The sequence below is a fragment of the Lysinibacillus sp. FJAT-14745 genome, from assembly GCF_001275675.1.
GTDB lineage: Bacteria > Bacillota > Bacilli > Bacillales_A > Planococcaceae > Lysinibacillus.
This window is the reverse complement of sequence record NZ_LITM01000016.1, coordinates 51,287-73,983: the sequence shown is the minus strand read 5'-3', so window position 1 is coordinate 73,983 and position 22,697 is coordinate 51,287. Positions and strand designations below refer to the sequence as shown.

Genomic DNA, 22,697 nt, shown 5'->3' with positions numbered 1-22,697 from the left:
CGCAGGTATCCATTTCCTCTCCCAGGACGCGCGGAATTTATTACTCTTGCCAAGAATATTTTATGGTGAGGAGTGCTGACCCGCTGTTTATCCAGTTAGTGAAACTATTATGTTGTTAATAAAAATATAGGATAATCTGTTTAAGGAGGTTTTACTTTGAACCAACATTTACTTGAAAAGATTGATGCCCATTATGATGAAATGGTGGCGATTCGCCGTCATCTACATATGCATCCGGAGCTGAGCTTCCAGGAGCAAGAAACTGCTAACTATATTATTCAATTTTATAAAAATCTGGGCGTACCGCTTGAAGCGAATGTCAGTGGCTACGGTTTAATTGCCCGCATTAAAGGAAGCAAGCCTGGCAAAACGATTGCCTTACGCGCAGACTTTGATGCACTGCCTATACAAGATGAAAAAGACGTACCATACAAATCAACTGTGTCTGGCGTTATGCATGCTTGCGGGCATGATGGGCATACAGCTACTTTGTTAATTATCGGTAAACTATTGTGGGAAATGCGCGATGAATTAGCAGGACAATATGTACTAATTCATCAGCATGCTGAAGAAGTCGATCCAGGTGGAGCAATTGGGATGGTACAGGCTGGAGCTTTGAATGGCGTCGATGCTATTTTTGGTACTCATCTATCTTCCAACCATCCGACAGGCATGATTGGCTACCGCGTAGGGCCGATGATGGCCGCTGTTGATAGTTTTGAAATAAAAATCCAAGGTCAGGGTGGGCATGGTGCTCATCCGCATCAAACAAAGGATGCCATCGTTATTGGCTCTCAGCTCGTTATGAATTTACAACAACTTGTCGCACGTCGTGTTGACCCAATCGAATCGGCTGTGTTATCGGTTGGTTCATTCGTAGCATCTAATGCTGACAATATTATTGCCGATACAGCCTATTTAAATGGCACGATTCGAACATTTGATAAGGATGTTCGTGAAACGATGGAGCGTGAGTTTAAACGGGTTATCCAAGGTACAGAAATTGCACATGATTGTACAATTGAGCTTGATTATCGTCGTGGCTACCCTGCAGTTGTCAATCATGAGAAGGAAACATTATTTGTGCGTACTATCGCACAGGATATTTGTGATGTTGCTGAGGTTGAAGCTACTATGGGGGCTGAAGATTTCTCTTACTATTTAGAAGAAAAGCCAGGTACATTCTTCTTTACTGGAGCCGAACCAACTGAATATGCACCACATCATCATCCAAAATTCGATATAGATGAAAAAGGCATGCTCATTGCTGCAAAGGTATTATTAACAGCAGCACTAGACTATCAATTTGTTGAATAAAAAATAAAGCTCATTTCTCCAATTCTTTTATCGGAGAAATGAGCTTTTGATTTCATTATCAAGATTTTGAGACCTTAGCAGTCAATTCACTTACAACTAGTATGATAATAAAGATTACATAAAACATTGGCTGTGTGATACCACATAGACCAACTATAATAGCTTGAGTGATCATCGCAAGACGCACAATTTGATTGACTGCTACCTTGCGAGCTTCATCAGGTAAAGGATACAGCATGTCCATACGGAATTCACCGCTGGATAATAAAGCCTGCTTTAATTGAATGGTTGTCGCAAAACTTAATGCACCTGCAACAATCCATGTAACGACTGGGATATCTACAAAGGCTGCAATAACAGCTGAAATCACTGTTAATCGGAGCCATAAATAAAAATGATCATCTGTTCGGACGAATGTACGGAACACCAAGTACTTTTGAGCATTGCCCTTGTTGTATGGCACAGATTTGTAAAGCCAGTCAAGCCAACCACGACGACGGATGCTACCACGTAAATGCGGAACGTCTGTGAAATAATTAGCGAAACGATAGAAACTCATCATGCGATTTTGTTCCAGCTTCACAAAATGCTCGTATGGGACAGGCTCACCCGCACATTTTTTCTTAAATATAACAATATACACACAGCCAATAACAACAGCAACAAGTGCTAAGATGAGTTGCATATTGAGCCCCATGTACACAGCAACACTAAAGATAACAGCTCGAATTAGCTTGTCCACCCAAATCATTTGACCACGTTCACTATAACGATAACTAAATTCACCCTGAACGCTCAAATACTTCAATATAATAATAAGTAAAAACACTGACCAAATTTCAAATGTTGTTAATTCAGTAACAGCCTTTAGTAAAGGGATACTAACAATATAAACAATTGCCACAATCCATACCTGTGACCAAAATGTCCACGCTAACGCCTTTTTAAAATACTGTGACATTTTTGATTCTAAAGGTAATAAATACACTTGGTCTGGCTCTCTCAAAAGTGAAGTTGGACGACTAAATGCAAGTAAAATCCCCACAAACACTGCGATTAATACTTCTGCCGGAAAATCAGACTGTACAATTTTCAGCCATTCACTATATTGATAGCCCCCTGCTCCGATAAGAAATACTAGTACAATCGCTAAATGCCCTGTAAAAATAAATCGCATATATTTTTGTACTTCACCTATATAGTGCATGAAGCGAGAGGACCATACATCACGCAAGTTCTTCATGGTCGCGCTCCTTTGTCATGGCAATATATAAATCATCCAATGTCGCATGTGGCATCGCAAATGCCTTGCGTAAATCCTCCATTGTTCCTTGTGCTCGCACACGTCCTTCATGCAATAAAATGATGCGGTCACAATGCTTTTCTGCGGTCGATAAAATGTGCGTGGACATTAATATAGAGGCGCCCTCTTTTTTCTTTTCATCCATCTGATCAAGCAATGATTGAATCCCAAGTGGATCAAGCCCCACAAAAGGTTCATCAATAATGTAAAGACTTGGATTGACTAAAAAGGCACACATAATCATAACCTTTTGACGCATCCCCTTTGAGAAATGCGAAGGGAACCAATTAAGTCTCTTTTCCATTCGAAATTCTTTTAATAATATTTGTGAACGAGCTGCAAGTGTTGCTTCATCAAGACCGTAAGCCATTGCGGTTAATTCTAAATGTTCACGTAATGTTAGCTCATCGTATAATACAGGTGTTTCAGGAATATAGGAAAATGCCGTACGATACTTGTCTGTATTTTCCTTTAACGTCACACCATTTAAACGAATGTCTCCTTCTTTTGGAAGCATTGTTCCGATGATATGCTTGATCGTTGTACTTTTACCAGCGCCGTTCAAGCCTATTAAGCCAACAAGCTCTCCTTTTCCAATCGTAAATGATAAATCTTTAATAACAGGCTTTCTTGTATAACCACCTGTCACATGTTGTACCTCTAATACCGTCATGCCCTCACTCCTCTTCTAGTTTATATTTTATCAAAAATTAGCAAATGATACAGTTATGAGTATGATAGAATGTACTTACATATAAAATAAGGAGGAATTTTCAAATGAGCGATTGCCTATTTTGCAAAATCATTGATGGATCTATTCCAAGTACAAAAATTTATGAAGACGAGCATGTCTATGCATTTACTGACATTTCGCCCGTGGCAAAAGGTCATACACTATTAATTCCTAAACATCACTGTAAAGACATATTCGAAATGCCTGAGGATGTAGCTCGTAATTTATATGCAGTAGCACCGAAAATTGCAAATGCTATTAAGGCTGCTTTTAATCCAATTGGACTGAATACCATTAATAATAATGGTGCTGCAGCTGGACAAACTGTTTTCCACTATCACTTACATTTTATTCCTCGTTACGATGAAAAAGAAGGCTTGGGCTTAATTTGGCAAACACAAAAATATTCATCAGAGCAATTAACTGAAGTTGCGGAAAGCATTAAAGCTAACCTTAAATAATCGATGTTCTGACCACTCGAATTATCAGAATTGTCTATTGCAATTTTCAAATTTATAGCGTACAATCACAAATAAGTTTCGCTAACGGTCATGAGGACACGTTAGGAGACAAAAAAGATTAGCATAGTCGAGGAGAGATTAGAAATGAATACAAAGAATTTAGTATTAATGGCACTTTTAGTTGGTGTTGGTGCTACCCTTTATGTGGTCACACCAGGTATGGTAAACGGCATGAAGCCTGATTTCATGCTAACGATGATGTTTATTGGCATTTTATTGTTCCCTACTATTAAAGAAACGTTCTTACTTTCTTTAGCAACAGGTGTACTTTCAGGATTATTTACAACGTTTCCAGCTGGCCTTGTTCCAAATATGATCGATAAAGCAGTAACAGGCTTTGTCTTTTTAGCTGCCTTCATGATATTGAAAAAATTGGCAAGCAATTTCGCAGTATCTGCTGTCTTAGTTGGTTTAGGAACAATTTTATCTGGAATTGTCTTTTTAGCAGTGGCACTTTTTGTATTCAATGCAAATGTTGGTGCAACATTCGCTGTTCTGTTTGTAGGCGTTGTATTACCTGCTGTAGCATTTAATGTTATTGCTTTTGCAATTATTTATCCTATAGTTGCAAAATTAGTCAAACGTTCTAAATTCCAAACAGCTATTTCAATTTAACTTCTAAAAGGTGCATAAGTTTAGAAAATGCACGTTTATCTCAAAGGAAACTAAACCGTGATACAAAATCACTCGTTTAGTTTCTTTTTTCTTTTTGTAAATGTGCTTTTCATGGTTTAATAGTAAGTAACAATGATCATTACAGAAATGAGGTATTCAATATGAAAGCAAAACCATTTTTATTTGGACTGACAGCTGGGATTGTCGGTGGTACAATCGCTGTACTTTTTTCAACTCCTCAATCAGGACAACAATTACGTGCCAATTTGCGAGCAAATACTGCAAGCACAAAGGACAAGCTTTTAGATGTAAAACAGCAAGCAGGCACAGTTAAACAATCCGTTGATTCACTCACAAATGAAATAAAAAATAATATACCACTAATAATAAATGATTTAAAACAAACTATTACTACATTTACTGAAGAAATCGAACCATCAAAAAATAACTTACAACAAGAAATAGAAGCATTACAGAATTCATTAAGCGAAATCGAGAAAAACGTTGCACAATTTACAGAAAAAAAGAAAAAACCGCAAGAAAAAATTGGCGACTAAAGTCCTTGCACACTGATAAAAAATCATATTTTCATCAAATTCAATCTCTATAATATTATTTTTTAGCCACTTTTCAATTTTTTAATTTTTCTAACTTTAAACTTTTTTCCTTTATTGCTATAATATTTTTAAAATGTTAAAGAAAGCAGTAGGTGATGGCTTTGTCAGAGGACTTATACACTCAAAAAGAAGCGATGCTTTATAGTCAAAGAATTGCGCAATTATCAAAAGCCTTATGGAAAGCAGTTGAAAAAGATTGGCAGCAATGGATTAAACCCTACGATTTAAATATTAATGAACATCATATTTTATGGATTTCGTATCATTTAAAAGGGGCTTCAATTTCTGATGTGGCAAAATTCGGGGTTATGCACGTTTCCACAGCATTTAATTTTTCAAAGAAATTAGAAGAGCGTGGATTCCTTAAGTTTTCAAAGAGAGATGACGACAAGCGTAATACGTACGTTGAGTTAACAGAAGCAGGTACAGAACTTATTGTTGAAATGAATAGTAATTATCATAATACGTATCATTCTGTGCTAGAAGGCTCACTAGCTTTAAAAGACCTATACGGCCGCTTCCCAGAATTTTTAGATGTTATGGCTGTTATTCGTAATATCTATGGAGAGGACTTCATCGACATTTTTGAACGTTCCTTCCAGCACTTCCGTGATTCCTTTGACACGATAGAAGAACGTTCAGCTGTAAAAGGATGAAAGTGAAACTATTAGGCATTTAGGGTCAGTTGTTCGTAAACTATAACTTAATGGCCGTAGTAGCTTATAAAATCATGCTAAAAGAGGTACTTCAGAAATTTTTCTGAGATACCTCCTTTTTCTTGCAATCTAACATAAATCAATTTACATTAAATAGGACCATTCATATTACGGAGTTGATAAACATGCATTGTTGGAAAATATTAAATCTTGAACATCATTACGGAACAACGCGTATTATGATCATGTCTATATTTGTTTTTTTTACTGTCTTTTCTCTTTCCTATGTGACATTAAATTTATTTAATGACGAGCACTATAATGATCAGTTGTTTTGGTTATTTGTTATTACTATATTTGCAATCTATCCAATCCATAAATGCTTACACTTTCTAGCATTGTATGATTTACGTCAACATTTAAAATTGCGTGTGCGTACTCAATTTTATGTTATTCCGGTTCTACACATGCGTATCCGTGAACCTTTATCGAAAAATCGTTATGTTTTAGCTTTACTCACACCATTTATTGTTTTAAATACAAGCATTTTATTAGGTACACTACTATTCCCTGCGTATACCCATTATGGTACGTTACTTTTAGCTTACCATTGTAGTCTATGTGTAATTGATATTCTATATGTGAAATATTTATTGAATTCACCTAAAGACTCCCAGATTGAGGAGACGCCTAAAGGTTATGAAATTTTAGTGCCGCCTACTGTTCACTAAATTGCTTGTACTTGTGTTTTATTGACGTTTTTTGTTATGCTAATAATACTGAAAGAGGGGAGGAATAGACTTGCTTTTAATGATTGTAGTTCTATTCTCGGTATTCTATTTATTTCAAATAAACCGCATGACTTATGCGCTGTGCATGCGACGTGAGATTCCCGAAGAAAAACAACCAAAAGTATTCCGAACTATAAATATACTTATTACAATTTTACTTGTCTCATTTTATATTGAAGTTTTATATGCAGTATAGTTAAAAAGAAAAGTGCATCTCGCACGTATAGAGATAAATTGTACACCTTATGTGACAACTCAGCCTGACCAATCATATTATTGCGGACGTGATCTCAAGCATACTGCGCGAATGCTTACATTGTAAAGAAAAGCTAAGGACGTTAAACCCTTAGCTTTTCGCCATTTTTATTAATTAGTATAGGAACGCTGCACCAACAATAATTAATAAAATAAATAACACAACTAATAAAGCAAAGCCTGAGCCGTAGCCACCGCCACCGTATCCTCCGCTGCTCATAACTTCACCCCCTTTCTTTTCTATATCCTATGCGCTTGAAAATTTGAAATATAGGCTATACTCAAGGGGGAACCATTTTGTTTTTAAAACGTTTATGTTATAGTAAAAAATGGACGAAACCATTGTAAGGAGAGAATATCCACTATGAAAAAGACAGTTTTATCTTTAACATTAGCTGCTTCGGTATTAGCGCTTGGTGCTTGTAGCGGAGGGGACAACAAAACGATTGCAACTTCAAAAGTGGGCGACATTACAGTTGCTGACTTTAACAAAACATCAAAATCTTTAGCAGGTTCTAAGATACTTGAACAAATGTTGACTGAAAAAGTATTAGCGGACAAATATAAAGTATCAGATAAAGAAATCAAAGAAGCATATGACGCAACTGCTTCACAATTCGGTGCTAACTTTGCCGAAACACTTGCTCAGAACGGCTTGACTGAGGAAGGCTATAAAGATGCTTTACGTATTCAGCTTCTTTCAGAAAAGGCTTTAAAAGATAAAGCATTTACAGAAAAAGATGTAAAAAAACATTATGAGCAAATGAAAACAGAGTTAAATGCTCGTCATATTTTAGTAGCAGATGAGAAAACAGCTAAAGAAGTTATTGCCAAAATCAAAGGCGGCGCTAAATTTGCAGATGTAGCAAAAGAATACTCAACTGATACTGGCTCTGCTCAAAAAGGTGGAGAGCTTGGTTGGTTCTCTGTTGGTGCAATGGTAGATGAATTTAATGATGCTGCTTATGCCCTTCCTGTAAATACATTAAGTGAACCAGTTAAAACAAACTTTGGTTACCACGTTATTGAAGTTACGGACAAGCGTGATGTAAAAGGTGTTGGCTCATTCAAAGACGAAGAAGCAAACATCCGTTCACAAATGCTACAAAAATTAGTGCAAACAGGTCAAGAACAACAAGTTCTTAAAGATATCGTTGCAAAAATGGCTAAAGATGCTGATGTAAAAACATCTGATAAAGAATTAGAACCAGCTATCAAGGCCCTTACAACAACAAGTGAAGAGCAAGCTAAAGCTGCTGAAGAAGCAGCTAAAAAAGCTGAAGAAAAAGCTAATAAAGAAAGTAAAGACGACAAAGCTAAAGATACTGAAAAGAAATAATCTAAACAGTTGTTATTTTACTATATGAAGAAGGGATACGCTTATACAGGCGTATCCCTTTTCTATATTGCCGCTTTGAAATAATATTGATCAAAAGTATCTTAAAAACACGTATGTAATGCAAAAGAAGAGGATTCATTTTGAATAAATTTTTGTCAAAATGAATCCTCTTTCTTTTTACATGCTATTTCATTTTTTGATTTAAGGGATAAAGCTTACATCTTTTTCACATTTACTAAATAGTCGGCTTATAAAACGATCGATTATCAAGTGGGAATAGTCGCTCAGTAAATTCACCTGGCGCAGTTTTGCCTAATGCTCGTGTTAGCATATTCATCTTTGCATCAATATTATCAATATAATGCAAGATTTCCGCTTCTTGAATCATCGGTTTTTTCGGGCTGCCCCATTCTTCTTTACCGTGATGAGATAGCACCATATGTTGCAATAGCATGACTTCCTCGCCCTCGATTTCTAGTTCACTAGCAATTTTGGCAATTTCATTGACCATAATAGTAATATGACCGAGTAAATTTCCTTCAACAGTATACATTGTTGCAACTGGCCCTGATAGCTCAACTACCTTGCCGATATCATGCAGAATAATCCCTGCATATAACAGATCTCGATTTAATGTAGGATATAAATCAGCAATTGCTTTTCCGAGTCTTAACATTGACACCATATGATCCAATAGACCAGACGCATAATCATGATGATTTTTCGTTGCAGCTGGATATACTAAAATAGCATCCTGATGTTTTTTAATAGTTGCACGTGTAATTCGTGATATATTCGGATTTTTAATATCAAAGAAAAATTGCGTCAATTCTTCATATAATTCTTCTTTTGGAGTTGCTGAGGAAGGAACTAAATCATTAATTGCAATTCCCTCCTCTGGTTTTGCTACACGGATTGATTTTATACGCAGTTGATTTTTGCCGCGGTAGTCATGAATTTCTCCACCTACACGGACAATCGCCTCAGCGTGATACATTTTTTCATGCTCTTCATTTGTATCCCATAGCTTTGCCTCAATATCTCCACTTTTATCTTGTAATAACAGTGACATAAATGGCTTTCCAACTGTAGTAACCCCTTTTATCGCCTGTTTAATTAATAAAAATTGATCAACTGATTCTCCAACCTGGAGCGTCGTAATACCCTTCATGTTGACGCCACTCCCCTTTCATTTGCTAGTACTCCTACATCGACAATTTGCTCTTTCTGCCAATGTTCGAGCATCACGTCATGGCAAGTAAAATATAAAATTTGACGTTCATATCCTACTTCTTTCATTAATTGTACCATTTTGTCTGTACGGTTTCGATCAAAATGGACAAAAGGATCGTCCATAATAAATGGAAATGGAGCAGAAGTTGTAAGCGTTTTTGCTAATGCCATGCGCAACGAAATATAAGCTTGCTCCTTCGTTGCCTGTGATAATTCCGCCATTTGATAACGTATTCCAGAAACATCCTGTGTAACAAAATAGCCTTCATCATTAATGAAAAGCTTATCGTAACGTCCACCTGTTAACAAATTAAATATTGCATTAACCTCTGTCAAAACATATGGTAGTTTTTCTTCTCTTAGGCGGAACAATGTTTCATGAATCGCAGTAGCCAATGCCTTTTTCGTAGCCCATTGTCCTATGAGCTGTTGCAACACTGATTTCTCTTCTTCAAACTGTTGAAGCAACTGACCATATTTCTCGTCATTTAGAAGATTCTCCTTTTGAATTTGTAGTGTCGCGCGTTGTTCTAAGCAATGATCTATTGCAACCTGCATTACGCCCCGCTCTTCTTCTAAAGTAAGTAGTTTTTCATTAAACTGTTCCTCATCTATCAATGTCTGTTCGTTGTCTACATTCAGCGAGGCTAGCTGACTCTGAATGGCTTGAAGTTCTGTTGTTATTTTTTGTTGTTGCTCAAATTGTTCATGAGTTTCATAATAAACCTTCTCTGATTGAACATTCGCGGCCTTAAATAACTGAGTAATTTCAGACTCATAGCTGTCTATATATGATTGCACTCCTTGAATTTTGGTCTGAAGGCTAGTCAACTGCTCTTTTGCTTGTTGGGATATCTGTTGCTCCTGCTGTAAAGTAAGAAATGTATTACGAACATGCATAAAGATTTCTTGCTCACTATACTCTGCCTTTAAGACTCGCTGTGCTTGTTCTAGGAGCTCGATTTTCTCCGTTTGTACTGTTTGTAGCAGCGTAAATGTGCTCTTCTTTTTGGCTGCCAATTCTTGAGCACCACGAATGCGCATAAACAGCTCTGGTAATAATGTTTTCGGTATATTCCCCTCTAGCCGATAGCGTCCTAAAAAATGTTGAAGCGACTGAGTGGTCTCTTCATTGACCTGCTCAGCCCGCTGAATTTTATATTCAAGTTTCACATATTGACGTTCTTTTTCTTGTTGTTGCTCATTTACATGTAACCAGCGATCTTCAAGTTTTTGTTTTTTTAGCAGGATGGCTTGAGCCATATTTTCCTCCTGCTCTAACTCACGTATTTGCTGATTCTGTTGTTTACTCGGCGCTTCATGTGCTTGTCTAGCAAATTTCAAATATAAAATTATGATCAGTGACATAACCACTCCTACAACGATTACAGCTATATTCTTTTCCATAACACCATAGATAAACGAAAGTACACTTATGGCTAACACAATAAATATAAAAACACTTGGTTGTTGTTGTTTCGAGCGTTGTGACCTTCCAAAACGCAATTGTTCAAGCTTTCGCTTACGTTGAGGCCACTCTGCTAAAATATGTTCTTCCTCTGTAGATAATGACTCCTGTTGAAGCTGTTGTTTCAGTTGAGCGATTGTATCTAATTCTGCATGTAGTTGCTCCAACGAACGCAAATGAAATTTCAGCTCGTCTTCTGCTTCTTCTAATAGGCTTAACTGTTGTTGGAATTGTTCCTCTTGCTGTAATGATACTGTTTCTTCAAGCAAAATATCCTGCGCTGTTTTTTCCTGAACACCTAATAAACGGAACTGAGCTTCTATTTCTTGCTCGATTAAATACAGCTCATCCATTAAGTTCTGTTCCTTAACAACTAACTGATTCCATGTTGCTTCCTTATTCACAAGACGAGCCATTTCAGTAATAGCTTGCTCGTCCATTGTTAATTGTAGCTTATGTTGTAGTGCCTGATACTGCTCCTTCAGCTGCTCCATTTGTAGTGTTTCATGCATAAGCCGATCTTTTAATTGCTCATAACGTCGAATCCCTTCTGGTGGAAACTGAACATGTTCATAGCTTTTTTGCGCCTGTTCGAAAACTTTTTGCTGTTTGATAAGTGGCATAGCCTGCTTAAGAATTGTGAGCTGCTGCCAATGTTGCTGCTGTGTTTTTTGCTGACTATATAACCCCTCTAGCCTTTGATCGAGCTTTTGTAATTGTAATAATTTATCCTCAAAGGTCTGAATATTACCTTGCTCTTGTTTAATGGTGCGTTCCAGCCTTTTTAAATGCTCCAATTTTTGATTAATAAGTGGCACTTTGCCGGCTTTTTTAAAAAGCTCACTAGCATCTTTGTCCAATTTCTTTTCTACAGACGATAGCTGTTGAATCCCTGTTGTCCCAGAGGCAAGCAACAAATGTGTTAACTCTTCCTCTGACATTTTTTCAATGCCCTGTAGCTCATGTAATGAAAAGGAGAAAATGGACTCAAAGGAGGCTTTTGAATAACCATATAATAGTTTTGCTAACAGCTCCTCATGCCCCATTGTTCCGTCTTCTAGATAAACTGTGACATCTCCAGCTGCCTTGCCTTTAATACGTTCTATCGAGCATTGCCCATACGTTGGATGCCAAATCGTAAGCTGACCACCGAATTTAGTCGATACTTTCGGCTCATATTTACGTTGTGTCTGCTGCCTCGTAGGAAATCCGAAAAGCATTTGTAAAATAAACTGTTGAATGGTCGTTTTACCCGCTTCATTCATACCATAAAAAATGGTAACACCTTCATGTAAAGTAATGGTGATATTTTCATGCTTGCCAAAGCCATAAATTTGGATTTTTTGTATCGTTAGCATGTTATTCACGCCCTTTGAATTTCTTCTGCTAATAATTCTTGCGCGTTGTGCATTAAATTTTTAATGTCCTGTTCTGTTAAAGGTTCAATCAGTCTTGCACCACCAGCATGTTGGTACAATTCCTTTAAAATATCCTTCCATTCAGAAATATCCCATTGCTCCATTAAATTCATCACCGATTCAGTCGCAGCAGTATGCTCATACAATATTGCCGATTGATGTAACACGAGCTTTTGTACCCAGCACATCGGTTCAATCCCATCCTCGGCTTCTCGAATAGTTTCTAACCATGCATCAACTGTAGCATGTTCAAATAAAGATTGTGATTGTTCATCTATATTTTTTAAATGGAGTTCAATAACAGATGCCCCATACTCCCCGCGATTAAGCATTAGTACTTCTTCACATTTTTTTAGTAGTTCATTTGCATGAAACACATTCGTACAATCCACCTCTACCTTGTTATAAACAACAGTAGATGTCGGCACAAATTCCAGGTCAGTTGAGGTTTGTGACAAGGTTACGTCATAGAAGCCCTTTATTCCCTGCTCTTTCCGATGTCGGCTTTGAATATTGCCGGGATAAACAATCGGTGGATTTTGATGTAAAAGTTGACGTTTATGAATATGTCCTAAAGCCCAGTAATGATAGTTTTTTTCAAGAAGTTGATCTTTTGTGAAAGGGGCATAAACAGCATGCGAGGTATCGCTAGCCTCACTACCATGAAGCATACCAATATGAATAACATGCTGGTCCTGTGCAACAGGATAACTATCAATCATTGATTTCGTTATATGACGGTCACTATAGCTGAAACCATAAATATTAACTTGCTGACCACGTATTTTTAGTTGCACAACACTTGTTTCAGCTGGTAATTCATAAACGTTGCTCGGTAAAGCAAAGCGTGTCCAAGCACCATTTAAGTGATCGTGATTACCATAGCTTAAAATGACCGGGATATTATGCTGAAAGAGTTTCTCCATTGCTTCTTGAAATCGTCTTTGTGCCTGTAAGCTACGATTTTCACCATCATATATATCACCGACAATCAGTAAAAAATCAGGTTTCTCCTGAATAGCTTTTTGAATAATTTTATCAAAAGCTTCAAAAGTACTTGTTCGAATCTTTTTAAAGTTTTGCTCTGGTAAACCAAATAAGCCCTTAAATGGACTATCTAAATGTAAATCCGCCATATGGAAAAAACGAATTGCTGACATCCAATCACCTCAAATAATCAATTATTCCTCGGCATAATTGCGTCCAGAATCGGCTTTGTGCTTAGGCCTGCCGAGGGCCGACACGACGTCGGTCATTTCGGTAATGCCACAGGACGTGGCGTTTTTACCGAGGGCCAACACGATGTCGGTCATTTCGGTAATGCCACAGGACGTGGCGTTTTTACCGATGCAGGTCAGTTTGCCGTTATCGCATGGATGCGATGATTTTAGGCTAACATCCTATATTGAACTCCTTTCCGATTCCGTGACATCCGCCGGAGGCTTTAGGCCAACATGATGTTGGTCACTCAGTCGTTGCCACAGGACGTGGCGTTCTTAGACTGAGTTCCTCTTTTTCAGCTGTGTTTGAACACCTACTGAAAAGTAACTTAAATTCACATTCATTTGCTGAAAGAAGTTCAATAATCTATACCTTGTCGTCATTCTTTCATCACTCGTAATGCAGTCATTAATTCAGTACATTAGAATTGCTACTTCAATAATTTACTAACTGCTATTCGTCTCATTTCTCTAATGAGACATTCGTGAATCACGCTAGAACCGAATATTTGTTCTATTTTATCATACTTCACGCTTGTTGAGAAATGTATTCAAAGAATGTTCATGAATAGTATTGCCTTAAATTTTCCACAACTTTCATAATTTATCGAAATATTCGCTAGTTTTACCGTGAAGTTTATAAACCTTCTATGTATAATAGATATATATTTAAGTAAAGGGTGGGGTTTGTATGGAGAATTATCGTTTTACAGCTTTTGAAAAAACTGGGGAAACTTTGTTTGATGAAACATGGAAATTCGAAAACGATGAGGCTGCAAAAATCAACGGTCTACAACAAATCGAAGAAAAAGGTGTTGCCAACAAAACTCATCGCCTTGTGAACTCCTCAGGTAAATTAATTTTATTCCATGTCTAAACATGGCTAATAAAAGGCACGTAGTAAACTTTACTACGTGCCTTTTAGACCAACAGATGTTTTTTGCGCGAAAGCGTAGCGTCAGCGGCATGATGTTGGTCACTCAGTCGTTGCCACAGGACGTGGCGTTCTTAGACTGAGTTCCTTCATTTTCCTACAAAGGCAGGTGCTCTTTTCTCTACAAACGCATGGATTCCCTCTAAATGATCGGCCGTTTTACGCATCGCCGCTTGCCCCTCTGCTTCCATTGATAAAATACTCTCTAATTGCGGTAAATTTTGAGCATGTAGAATTTTTTTAGTCGTAATCATCGATGCAATTGGAGAAGCAAGCATTTTTCCAACTAGTTGGTCCGTAATTGCAAAAACAGTTCCATCTGGTGCAACGTAGTCAATTAACCCTTCATCATGTGCTTCCGATGCAGTTAATACTTTACCTTCCCAAATCATTTGTTTAGCTTTGACAGTACCCACACGTTCCTTCATAAAGAAATGACCGCCACCATCAGGGATGAGCCCTATGCCTATGAAATTCATAGCAAGCTTACTATTTTCACATGCCACAACTATGTCTGCCCCTAGCGCTAGACTAAAGCCTAATCCAGCTGATGCTCCATGAACTGCTGCAATGACGATCATCGGTAACTGATAATATGCTTTGACAATACGTGTTAAATAAACCATTGCCTCATTAATATCAAGTGGCTTATCTGGATCCATCATCGCTTTAATATCGCCACCTGCTGAAAAGACTTTTCCTTCCCCACGAATAACGAGAACTTGTATGTCTTGTTCTTGCTGCAGTGCCTCAAAGCATTCCGCTAGTTCACGCATCATCATACCGTCCATAGCATTCATGGCATGTGGTCGATTTAAAGTTAATGTTGCACGGCGTTCTAATTTTTCTAATGTAATCGTTGAAAATTCCATCCCAACACCCCCAAATATGAATAGTCATTCACTATGTACTATTCGCGTTTTTTTAGAAAACTCCTTCTATCCTACGCAAAATAGCACTTGATATGCTATATTTAAGGTCGAATATCGATTTAAAAGGTGGTTAATGATTGTGACACAGCAAGACTATCGTGTATTACTTTATTATAAATATATAGCTATTGAAGACCCTGTAGCATTCGCAGAGGAACATTTAGCAGTTTGTCAAGAAATCGGACTTCTTGGTCGAATTTTAGTTGGATATGAGGGCATTAATGGAACGGTTTCAGGTACAGTCGAGCAAACTGATGCATACATGAAACATATGAAAGCAGACCCTCGTTTTAGCGATATTATGTGGAAAATTGATGAAGTTGAAGGGCATGCCTTTAAAAAAATGCATGTGCGCCCTCGTCGAGAGATTGTACATCTTGGTTTGAACGATGATATTAATCCTTTAGAAATAACAGGAGATTATTTATCACCAAAAGAATTTATGGAACGTATGCAGGAGGACAATACAGTAGTTATTGATGCACGTAATGATTATGAATATGACCTTGGACATTTCCGTGGTGCCGTGCGTCCAGATATTGAAAACTTCCGTGACCTACCTGCTTGGATGGAAGCTCATAAAGAAGATTTTGCTGATAAGAAAATTTTGACTTACTGCACAGGTGGTATTCGCTGTGAAAAATTCTCTGGCTGGTTAAAACGTGAAGGCTATGGAGAAAGTGTTGGTCAGTTACACGGTGGAATTGCCACGTATGCTAAAGACCCTGAGGTAAAAGGTCAACTATGGGATGGACAAATGTTTGTCTTTGATCGACGCCGTAGTGTACCGATTAATCAGGTTGAGCATGTTATTGTCGGCAAGGATTTCTTCACTGGTGAACCGACAGAACGTTATACAAACTGCGCAAATCCTGAATGCCATAAATTAATGCTTTGCGAGGAAAAGCATGAGTCCTTCTATATGCGTAGCTGTTCAGACGAATGCCGCCGCGCAGAACGCAACTTCTTTGTTGAAGAGAATGGTTGGACAAAAGAGCAGATTGAGGAACAAATCGCTAAAATCGCTGAACTTCAAAATCCTTCTTTATAAGAAAAGAGAGCATCATCCATTTTTGGTGATGCTCTTTTTTTCGAGTTACTCTTCCTTGTCTGTAAAGGGCGAGCGATTGCGCGTTTACCTGAGCAGATATTTTTGGTACCTGAGCGATTTTCTAGGGGACCCGATCACTTTCTAGGCCTACCCGAGCGATTTTCCGCGGGACCCGATCACTTTTCCGGCCTACCCGAGCGATTTTCCTCGGGACCCGATCACTTTCCCGGCCTACCCGAGCGATTTTCCTCGGGACCCGATCACTTTTTCGGCTTACCCGAGCGATTTTCCTCGGGACCCGAGCGTTTCCTCTCTCACTAGAGCTTGCTAAATCTCACTTAAATTTTTCTTCATTCTCTTTTTGCCAAGTAACGCCCTACCTGTCGACCACTAAATAAACACCCACCAACAAATGTCCCTTCTAAAGCACGGTAACCGTGTACACCACCACCACCAAAACCACTAACTTCTCCAGCTGCAAATAAACCCGGTACAGGTTGACCGTCTATTCCTAACACAGCACCATTCAAATTTGTCTGTAAGCCTCCTAATGTTTTACGCGTTAAAATATTTAAGCGTACCGCAATAAGTGGCCAATTTTGGGGATCTAATATTTTATGGGGCTTCGCAACGCGCACAAATTTATCACCAACATAGTTTCTTGCACCATGAATAGCATTAACCTGTAAGTCCTTTGTAAATTTATTGTCCATTTCGCGATCCCTTGCTAAAATTTGCTCTTTTATTTTGATAAAATCAAGTAGGTCATTGCCAGCCAACTTGTTCATTCCTTCGACTAACTCCTTTAAATCATTAGCAATCACAAAATCCTCACCATGATTTTTAAATGCCTGAATTGGACCCGGTGCTCCTGGCAAAACACGTTTTAGAACATCACTAATACTTTTATTTGTTAAATCAGGATTTTGCTCAGAGCCTGATAATGCAAATTCTTTTTCAATAATTTTTTCAGTTAAAATAAACCACGAGTAATCATAACCTGTTTTTTGAATTGCCTCTAATGTGCTTAACGTATCAAAACCAGGAAAATTTGGTGCTCCAAATCGATTGCCTTCTGCATCAAACCATAATGACGAAGGGCCTGGTAAAATTCGAATGCCGTGATTTGGCCAAATAGGGTCCCAATTTTTCAAGCCTTCTGTATAATGCCACATGCGGTCTCGATTAACGATACGTCCTCCCGCATGCTCAGTAATTTCTAACATTCTTCCATCTACATAAGCAGGTACACCACTGACCATATTTTTAGGTGGTGAACCAAGTCGCGCTGGCCAATTTTTTCTGATTAAATCAAAATTTGCACCTATTCCACCGCTAGCCACAATAACCGCTTCAGCTTCATAAGAAAATTCTCCAATGCCCAGCCTTGAGCTTTTTTCACCACGATTTGCATAGCTTTGAGCCAAAACTGTTCCACTAATCCCTGTTATTCTTCCATCTTGTAGAATAAACTCATCTACACGCTGTCTTGGTTTAAAATCTATATAACCATCCTTTATGGCCTTTTTCACTTTTTCAGCAAACGGCTTTACAATCCCTGGCCCAGTTCCCCAAACAACATGAAATCTAGGTACCGAATTACCGTGGCCGCCTGCTAATGATCCCCCACGCTCTGCCCAACCGACGACTGGAAAAAACTTAATCCTCATAGACTTTAACCATCTATATTTTTCACCAGCTGCAAAATCTACATAAGCCTTGGCCCATTTATACGCCCACGAATCTTCATCCTCCAAGCGATCGAAGCCAGCCGTTCCTTGCCAATCTTGCCATGCAAGCTCTTTACTATCCTTAATACCGAGCCTTCTTTGCTCGGGTGAATTCACTAAAAAGATACCGCCAAAGGACCAGAATGCCTGTCCTCCCATTGAATTTTCAGGTTCTTGATCTACTAAAACAATTTTTTTCTTTGCATCCGCTAACTCACAGGCAGCTACTAATCCTGCCAGTCCTGCACCGACAATTGCTACATCATACATCATTCTATACCCCCTAAAAATCAATCTTTCATTACTTACATTCTTCTCTAAGGGATCATTCACCTTCTAAATTTGACGAAAATGTGACAAGAAAAAAACGTTCGCTTTCCTCCACTAAACAACGAAAGTTCGTATTTATATTATCCATTTAATACCAATGCATTCCCGTATAATTTTCGCCCTCAAATATTTGTTGAATGCCCATGTAATCTGACTTAACATCTATCGGTAGCGCTTTCATTGTCCTTCCCAAAAAGACGAACAATACGAAATATAAAACACGATAATATTCGTGTTTGGGTATTTTTCGGACTTTTGAAGTCACGTTTTTTAATCTTTTTCAGAAATATTGTTGACAAAGGTGAACAATAGGGATTATGATGGTAACAAATTTAATCACACGAAAATATAACGACGGAGACATGCTAGTCGCAAGAAAATCTAAAGAGAGCTGATGGTTGGTGTAAATCAGCGATTTCTACGATAATAGTTCCACTCCTGAATAGATAAGCCGAACACTCCCAAAGTAAGCTTATCCGTCACATGCACGTTACGCATATAGCTAAGACTGCAAGAAATCTTTCAAGCAGTGATTAAGGGTGGTACCGCGAACCAAAGTTTATTCAGCCTTTCGCCCCTTACAACACAATCTTTGTGTTTGTAAGGCGCGGAAGGCTTTTTATATTGTTCTCATTATCAGAAAGGAGATTGTTTGTATGCTGTAAGATGTACTGGTTTTACAAAATTCTGACTGTTTCGTATATAAAGAACACTAACAATTTTTTTTAAAAGGAGCTAATTACAAATGACTACTGCAACAAAAACAAAAACAATTAACGTATTTATCGCTGACCCACTAAGTGAAGATGGTATTTTCCCACTACGACAAGAACAAGATTTAGACTTAAATATCATTGTCGATACTGGTCTTGCACCAGAAGAATTAATCGCAAAAATTGCGGATGTAGATGTTTTACTAGTACGTTCTCAAACAACGGTAACACGCGAAGTAATCGAAGCAGCTAAAAACTTAAAGCTTATCGGACGTGCAGGTGTAGGTGTAGACAACATCGATCTAACTGCTGCAACTGAACATGGCATTATCGTTGTAAATGCACCAGACGGTAACACGAACTCTGCTGCTGAGCACACTATTGCCATGATGACTTCACTTGCTCGTCACATCCCACAAGCATTCAATACACTTAAAAATGGTAAATGGGATCGTAAATCTTATGTTGGCGTTGAGCTTAAAAATAAAACGCTAGGTGTTGTAGGCTTCGGTCGTATCGGTGTTGAAGTTGCTTATCGTGCAAAAGGTCAACGTATGAACGTTATGGCATACGATCCATTCCTAACAGATGAACGCGCTAAAGAGTTAGGGGTAACAAAATCAACAGTTGAAGAAATTTGTGCAGCTGCAGATTTCATTACAGTACACACACCACTTCTTCCTGAAACACGCAACCTTATTAACAAAGAAAAATTCGCTATGATGAAAGATGGCGTGCGTATCATTAACTGTGCACGTGGCGGTATTATCAATGAGGATGATTTATACGATGCAATCGTAGAAGGTAAAGTAGCAGGTGCTGCTCTTGACGTATTCGTAACTGAGCCTGCAACAGATCACAAGCTACTTACTTTACCACAAGTAATCGCAACACCTCACTTAGGTGCATCTACAATTGAAGCACAAGAGTCTGTAGCTGTTGACGTTTCAAACGACATCATTAAATTCTATAAAACAGGTACTGTAACTAACCCAGTGAACATGCCATCTATTCCAAAAGAGTTGCTTGCACAAGTCGAGCCATTCTTTGAATTAGCTGAAAAACTAGGTTCATTCTTATCTCAGCTTACAACTGAGCCTGTAAAAGAAATCAACTTATCTTATGCTGGTGAAGTAGCAAATTATGATGTTCGTCCATTAACGTCAAACGCGTTAAAAGGCTTATTATCTAAAAACCACGGTAATCATGTTAATGACGTAAACGCTCGCTACCTATCTGAACGTATCGGCATGAAAATTAATGAGCATAAAACAACAACTGCTAAAGGTTTCACAAGCTTAATTACGATTGAAATTAAAACAGTGAACGAAACACACACAGTTGCTGGTACATTATTAAATGGTTTAGGTGCACGTATTGTTAAAGTAGAAGACTATGTTGTTGACGTTATTCCACAAGGTCACCTTCTTTACATTAAAAATACTGACAAACCAGGTGCAATCGGTCGCGTAGCAACAAAGCTAGCAGAAAAAGAAGTAAACATCGCAACAATGCAAGTTGGTCGTGCACAAGTTGGCGGTACAGCTGTCATGATGCTAACAATCGACAACGCTGTAACAGAAGAAGATCTAACATTCGTTGCACAGCTTGAAAATATTGATGAAGTAAAAGCGATTAACCTATAATATATTGATTTATAAGCAGGGAGTACAAATACTCTCTGCTTTTTTATTTTTGAGATTATCATCTTAACGTAGGGTTGATTTCCGTTCCGACTGGGCGCTTTGCTTTCGCTACAGAAAACATTTGTTGTTGCTGTCGCTACGCTTTCGCACAGATAAAACATTGTTGCTGTCGCTTCGCTTTCGCACAGAGCAGAGCTTCCTGGGGGCGTCCGATGATCCCCAAGGAGTCGCCCAGCCTTCACTCCAATCAACTTATATACATAGTATACGTTTCAACAATGCCATACCTAATTTTTAATGAGAAGCTTTTTTTTGGTAAAATGATACTTTTCAGAAAGTCACTCGTCTTTAAGATAAAGGAGGTGCACATTTTGACGATTGAAGAGCTGTTTTACTTACATAATCAAACCATTTTTAAATACTTATACTACTTACTCAATGATGAGAAATTAGCGGAGGATTTCACACAGGAGACATTTGCCCGCTATTTAAAATATCAGCAGACAATCAAAGAAGGTGCAGAGCTCGCTTGGCTTAGGAGTACTGCACGTAATCTAGCTTACGATCATTACCGCCGGAAAAGACTTATTCAATTTGTACCGTTTTTAAACAAACATGAAGAGCTTGAACCAACATCACCACACCAATGGCTCATCCAGCGAGAAGATGCAAAGACGCTTTATCTTGCCATTAGTAGACTTAAGCTCACTTATCGAGATGTCATTATTTTACGTAAAATCGAGGGTTTATCCATTCAGGAAACTTGTGATGTTCTAGGCTGGAATGAAGGAAAAGTAAAAAACACATTAAAACGTGCACTTGTTGCATTAAAAAAGCAGCTTGGAGGTGAATTTGATGAAGAACAATGAAGAATCCTGGCAACATTTACGCGATCTCAGATTAACTAAGCAGCAGCAGGAAAAAATACTGCTCAATATTACTACACCTACTACAATAGAAAAACGACCAATTAAAAGGTCTTGGAAATTGCCTGCAGTATCTTTGCTATTTATCATAGTTCTTTCTATTTTAATTTTGTCCTTTATCCAAGGGCCGACTAACTCTCCACTAACAACAGATACAAACAAAACAATTGCAAAAGTCTATGTACACAGTAATGAAAACAAAGAAACGTTCATCGCAAAAGCTTCATGCCTTTATGTACCTCAGGAATGCTATACAAATAAGCAACTTTTAAGTCAGCTACAAGAACAAATGGAACATGCACCTTCAATTTCATTAACCGCTCAGCAGTGGGAAGCTAACAGTAACTCACCTCATGATGTGTTGATTGTCTATTCTGATGGTACTCACGAGAAATGGAAGGTGCTTAATAATGATATTTTCCTTAATGTCGTAACAGAACAAGCAATTCAATTCGACAATGCATTTGATTCACTAATGTATTACTTTGATGATAAACAATTAACCAAGTTCATTTTTATGTATATCTTTATATCACTTAGTCATGTAACACTATGGCTTGCAAAAAAAAGAATGCCTCATATTGAACGACGTTTTGTTGCGGCTACAGTTGAACATGCTATCGCTAACGCTATCATGTTAGTCTTGTTTGCAGGTATTTTATACGCAATTTATTTACTGATGCATTCCATACACGCTACGATTATATACAGCTTATTTACGCTCTACTCTATTATGCAAATTTATTATCGTAAAAAAGCAGGTGAGCCCCGAGGTTACCTAGTAGCAAGTGCCGTTGTTCAACTATGTATTGCAATAGCTTTTTCATTGCTATACCTTACAAATTATATACATTACTAGCAATAAGTTATTGGACCAGGCGTGTTGATTAGGAAAAAATAAGTTTATTATTGAGCGATAAAAGGATTTTTTCGTTACCACTTTGCCAAT

General features: G+C 37.9%; 21 protein-coding genes. 13 read left to right on the top strand and 8 right to left on the bottom strand.

Going from position 1 to position 22,697, the window contains the following annotated elements:
• Positions 1-156: 156 nt before the first annotated feature.
• Positions 157-1,317, top strand: coding sequence for an amidohydrolase (locus AMS59_RS21655; protein WP_053485776.1), 1,161 nt, complete (start codon positions 157-159; stop codon positions 1,315-1,317).
• 58 nt (positions 1,318-1,375) lie between these two features.
• On the opposite strand, the gene AMS59_RS21650 is transcribed toward AMS59_RS21655, so the two are convergent.
• Positions 1,376-2,560: an ABC transporter permease gene (locus tag AMS59_RS21650; protein ID WP_053485775.1), complete on the bottom strand. Its 1,185-nt coding sequence runs from the start codon at positions 2,558-2,560 to the stop codon at positions 1,376-1,378.
• Positions 2,544-3,293, bottom strand: coding sequence for an ABC transporter ATP-binding protein (locus tag AMS59_RS21645; protein ID WP_053485774.1), 750 nt, complete (start codon positions 3,291-3,293; stop codon positions 2,544-2,546). Before AMS59_RS21645 ends, AMS59_RS21650 begins: the two co-directional genes overlap by 17 nt.
• A gap of 104 nt (positions 3,294-3,397) precedes the next feature.
• On the opposite strand from AMS59_RS21645, the gene AMS59_RS21640 reads away from it, so the two are divergent.
• The 6 genes from AMS59_RS21640 to AMS59_RS21615 all read left to right on the top strand — a co-directional run bounded on the left by AMS59_RS21640 (position 3,398) and on the right by AMS59_RS21615 (position 6,749).
• Positions 3,398-3,814, top strand: coding sequence for an HIT family protein (locus AMS59_RS21640; protein ID WP_053485773.1), 417 nt, complete (start codon positions 3,398-3,400; stop codon positions 3,812-3,814).
• A gap of 144 nt (positions 3,815-3,958) precedes the next feature.
• Positions 3,959-4,489, top strand: coding sequence for a tryptophan transporter (locus tag AMS59_RS21635; protein ID WP_053485772.1), 531 nt, complete (start codon positions 3,959-3,961; stop codon positions 4,487-4,489).
• Between the two features lie 161 nt (positions 4,490-4,650).
• Positions 4,651-5,046, top strand: coding sequence for a YtxH domain-containing protein (locus tag AMS59_RS21630; protein WP_053485771.1), 396 nt, complete (start codon positions 4,651-4,653; stop codon positions 5,044-5,046).
• Between the two features lie 155 nt (positions 5,047-5,201).
• The gene (locus tag AMS59_RS21625; RefSeq protein ID WP_053485770.1) at positions 5,202-5,762 is read left to right on the top strand and encodes an HTH-type transcriptional regulator Hpr; all 561 of its coding nucleotides are present in this window, start codon (positions 5,202-5,204) and stop codon (positions 5,760-5,762) included.
• Positions 5,763-5,947: 185 nt separating this feature from the next.
• Positions 5,948-6,493: a DUF3267 domain-containing protein gene (locus tag AMS59_RS21620; protein ID WP_053485769.1), complete on the top strand. Its 546-nt coding sequence runs from the start codon at positions 5,948-5,950 to the stop codon at positions 6,491-6,493.
• 70 nt (positions 6,494-6,563) lie between these two features.
• A complete protein-coding gene (locus tag AMS59_RS21615) occupies positions 6,564-6,749 on the top strand; it encodes a hypothetical protein (protein WP_049668928.1) in 186 nt (61 codons plus the stop codon).
• A 174-nt stretch (positions 6,750-6,923) separates the two neighbouring features.
• Here the strand turns inward: AMS59_RS21615 and AMS59_RS24545 are convergent, their stop codons facing one another.
• Positions 6,924-7,028 (bottom strand): YjcZ family sporulation protein, encoded by a 105-nt coding sequence (locus AMS59_RS24545; RefSeq protein ID WP_082337661.1) that lies wholly within the window; start codon positions 7,026-7,028, stop codon positions 6,924-6,926.
• A gap of 144 nt (positions 7,029-7,172) precedes the next feature.
• Between AMS59_RS24545 and AMS59_RS21610 the strand changes: the two genes are divergently transcribed.
• Positions 7,173-8,147 carry a peptidylprolyl isomerase gene (locus tag AMS59_RS21610; protein WP_053485768.1) on the top strand — a complete coding sequence of 325 codons (975 nt, stop codon included), beginning with the start codon at positions 7,173-7,175 and terminating at the stop codon, positions 8,145-8,147.
• Between the two features lie 235 nt (positions 8,148-8,382).
• On the opposite strand, the gene yhaM is transcribed toward AMS59_RS21610, so the two are convergent.
• From yhaM to AMS59_RS21595, 3 genes are read right to left on the bottom strand one after another with little or no spacing between them, the layout of a single operon-like run.
• Positions 8,383-9,318: a 3'-5' exoribonuclease YhaM gene (yhaM, locus tag AMS59_RS21605; protein WP_053485767.1), complete on the bottom strand. Its 936-nt coding sequence runs from the start codon at positions 9,316-9,318 to the stop codon at positions 8,383-8,385.
• Positions 9,315-12,206, bottom strand: coding sequence for an AAA family ATPase (locus tag AMS59_RS21600; RefSeq protein WP_053485766.1), 2,892 nt, complete (start codon positions 12,204-12,206; stop codon positions 9,315-9,317). Before AMS59_RS21600 ends, yhaM begins: the two co-directional genes overlap by 4 nt.
• Positions 12,207-12,211: 5 nt before the next feature.
• Positions 12,212-13,426 (bottom strand): DNA repair exonuclease, encoded by a 1,215-nt coding sequence (locus AMS59_RS21595; RefSeq protein ID WP_053485765.1) that lies wholly within the window; start codon positions 13,424-13,426, stop codon positions 12,212-12,214.
• Between the two features lie 751 nt (positions 13,427-14,177).
• On the opposite strand from AMS59_RS21595, the gene AMS59_RS21590 reads away from it, so the two are divergent.
• Positions 14,178-14,363 carry a YhzD family protein gene (locus AMS59_RS21590; RefSeq protein ID WP_053485764.1) on the top strand — a complete coding sequence of 62 codons (186 nt, stop codon included), beginning with the start codon at positions 14,178-14,180 and terminating at the stop codon, positions 14,361-14,363.
• Between the two features lie 146 nt (positions 14,364-14,509).
• On the opposite strand, the gene AMS59_RS21585 is transcribed toward AMS59_RS21590, so the two are convergent.
• Complete coding sequence (locus tag AMS59_RS21585; protein WP_053485763.1) at positions 14,510-15,292, bottom strand: enoyl-CoA hydratase; 783 nt, start codon at positions 15,290-15,292, stop codon at positions 14,510-14,512.
• A 139-nt stretch (positions 15,293-15,431) separates the two neighbouring features.
• On the opposite strand from AMS59_RS21585, the gene AMS59_RS21580 reads away from it, so the two are divergent.
• Positions 15,432-16,403 carry a rhodanese-related sulfurtransferase gene (locus AMS59_RS21580; protein WP_053485762.1) on the top strand — a complete coding sequence of 324 codons (972 nt, stop codon included), beginning with the start codon at positions 15,432-15,434 and terminating at the stop codon, positions 16,401-16,403.
• A gap of 350 nt (positions 16,404-16,753) precedes the next feature.
• Here the strand turns inward: AMS59_RS21580 and AMS59_RS21575 are convergent, their stop codons facing one another.
• Positions 16,754-18,406, bottom strand: coding sequence for an FAD-binding dehydrogenase (locus AMS59_RS21575; protein WP_053485761.1), 1,653 nt, complete (start codon positions 18,404-18,406; stop codon positions 16,754-16,756).
• Positions 18,407-19,208: 802 nt separating this feature from the next.
• Here AMS59_RS21575 and serA point away from each other — a divergent pair.
• The 3 genes from serA to AMS59_RS21560 all read left to right on the top strand — a co-directional run bounded on the left by serA (position 19,209) and on the right by AMS59_RS21560 (position 22,607).
• On the top strand, positions 19,209-20,822 hold the full coding sequence (gene serA / locus AMS59_RS21570) for a phosphoglycerate dehydrogenase (RefSeq protein ID WP_053485760.1): 1,614 nt from the start codon (positions 19,209-19,211) through the stop codon (positions 20,820-20,822).
• Between the two features lie 371 nt (positions 20,823-21,193).
• On the top strand, positions 21,194-21,691 hold the full coding sequence (locus tag AMS59_RS21565; protein WP_053485759.1) for an RNA polymerase sigma factor: 498 nt from the start codon (positions 21,194-21,196) through the stop codon (positions 21,689-21,691).
• On the top strand, positions 21,678-22,607 hold the full coding sequence (locus tag AMS59_RS21560) for a hypothetical protein (protein WP_053485758.1): 930 nt from the start codon (positions 21,678-21,680) through the stop codon (positions 22,605-22,607). Before AMS59_RS21565 ends, AMS59_RS21560 begins: the two co-directional genes overlap by 14 nt.
• The last annotated feature ends 90 nt before the right edge of the window (positions 22,608-22,697 follow it).

What these genes read in the sequence shown, in the direction of transcription:
- AMS59_RS21625 (WP_053485770.1), top strand. Translation starts at nt 5,202, where the DNA reads ATGGCTTTGTCAGAGGACTTATACACTCAAAAAGAAGCGATGCTTTAT.
- AMS59_RS21560 (WP_053485758.1), top strand. Translation starts at nt 21,678, where the DNA reads ATGAAGAACAATGAAGAATCCTGGCAACATTTACGCGATCTCAGATTA.
- serA (WP_053485760.1), top strand. Translation starts at nt 19,209, where the DNA reads ATGACTACTGCAACAAAAACAAAAACAATTAACGTATTTATCGCTGAC.
- AMS59_RS21650 (WP_053485775.1), bottom strand. Translation starts at nt 2,560, where the DNA reads ATGAAGAACTTGCGTGATGTATGGTCCTCTCGCTTCATGCACTATATA.
- AMS59_RS21635 (WP_053485772.1), top strand. Translation starts at nt 3,959, where the DNA reads ATGAATACAAAGAATTTAGTATTAATGGCACTTTTAGTTGGTGTTGGT.
- AMS59_RS21595 (WP_053485765.1), bottom strand. Translation starts at nt 13,426, where the DNA reads ATGTCAGCAATTCGTTTTTTCCATATGGCGGATTTACATTTAGATAGT.
- AMS59_RS21630 (WP_053485771.1), top strand. Translation starts at nt 4,651, where the DNA reads ATGAAAGCAAAACCATTTTTATTTGGACTGACAGCTGGGATTGTCGGT.
- AMS59_RS21600 (WP_053485766.1), bottom strand. Translation starts at nt 12,206, where the DNA reads ATGCTAACGATACAAAAAATCCAAATTTATGGCTTTGGCAAGCATGAA.
- yhaM (WP_053485767.1), bottom strand. Translation starts at nt 9,318, where the DNA reads ATGAAGGGTATTACGACGCTCCAGGTTGGAGAATCAGTTGATCAATTT.
- AMS59_RS21620 (WP_053485769.1), top strand. Translation starts at nt 5,948, where the DNA reads ATGCATTGTTGGAAAATATTAAATCTTGAACATCATTACGGAACAACG.
- AMS59_RS21645 (WP_053485774.1), bottom strand. Translation starts at nt 3,293, where the DNA reads ATGACGGTATTAGAGGTACAACATGTGACAGGTGGTTATACAAGAAAG.
- AMS59_RS21585 (WP_053485763.1), bottom strand. Translation starts at nt 15,292, where the DNA reads ATGGAATTTTCAACGATTACATTAGAAAAATTAGAACGCCGTGCAACA.
- AMS59_RS21640 (WP_053485773.1), top strand. Translation starts at nt 3,398, where the DNA reads ATGAGCGATTGCCTATTTTGCAAAATCATTGATGGATCTATTCCAAGT.
- AMS59_RS21610 (WP_053485768.1), top strand. Translation starts at nt 7,173, where the DNA reads ATGAAAAAGACAGTTTTATCTTTAACATTAGCTGCTTCGGTATTAGCG.
- AMS59_RS21590 (WP_053485764.1), top strand. Translation starts at nt 14,178, where the DNA reads ATGGAGAATTATCGTTTTACAGCTTTTGAAAAAACTGGGGAAACTTTG.
- AMS59_RS21575 (WP_053485761.1), bottom strand. Translation starts at nt 18,406, where the DNA reads ATGATGTATGATGTAGCAATTGTCGGTGCAGGACTGGCAGGATTAGTA.
- AMS59_RS24545 (WP_082337661.1), bottom strand. Translation starts at nt 7,028, where the DNA reads ATGAGCAGCGGAGGATACGGTGGCGGTGGCTACGGCTCAGGCTTTGCT.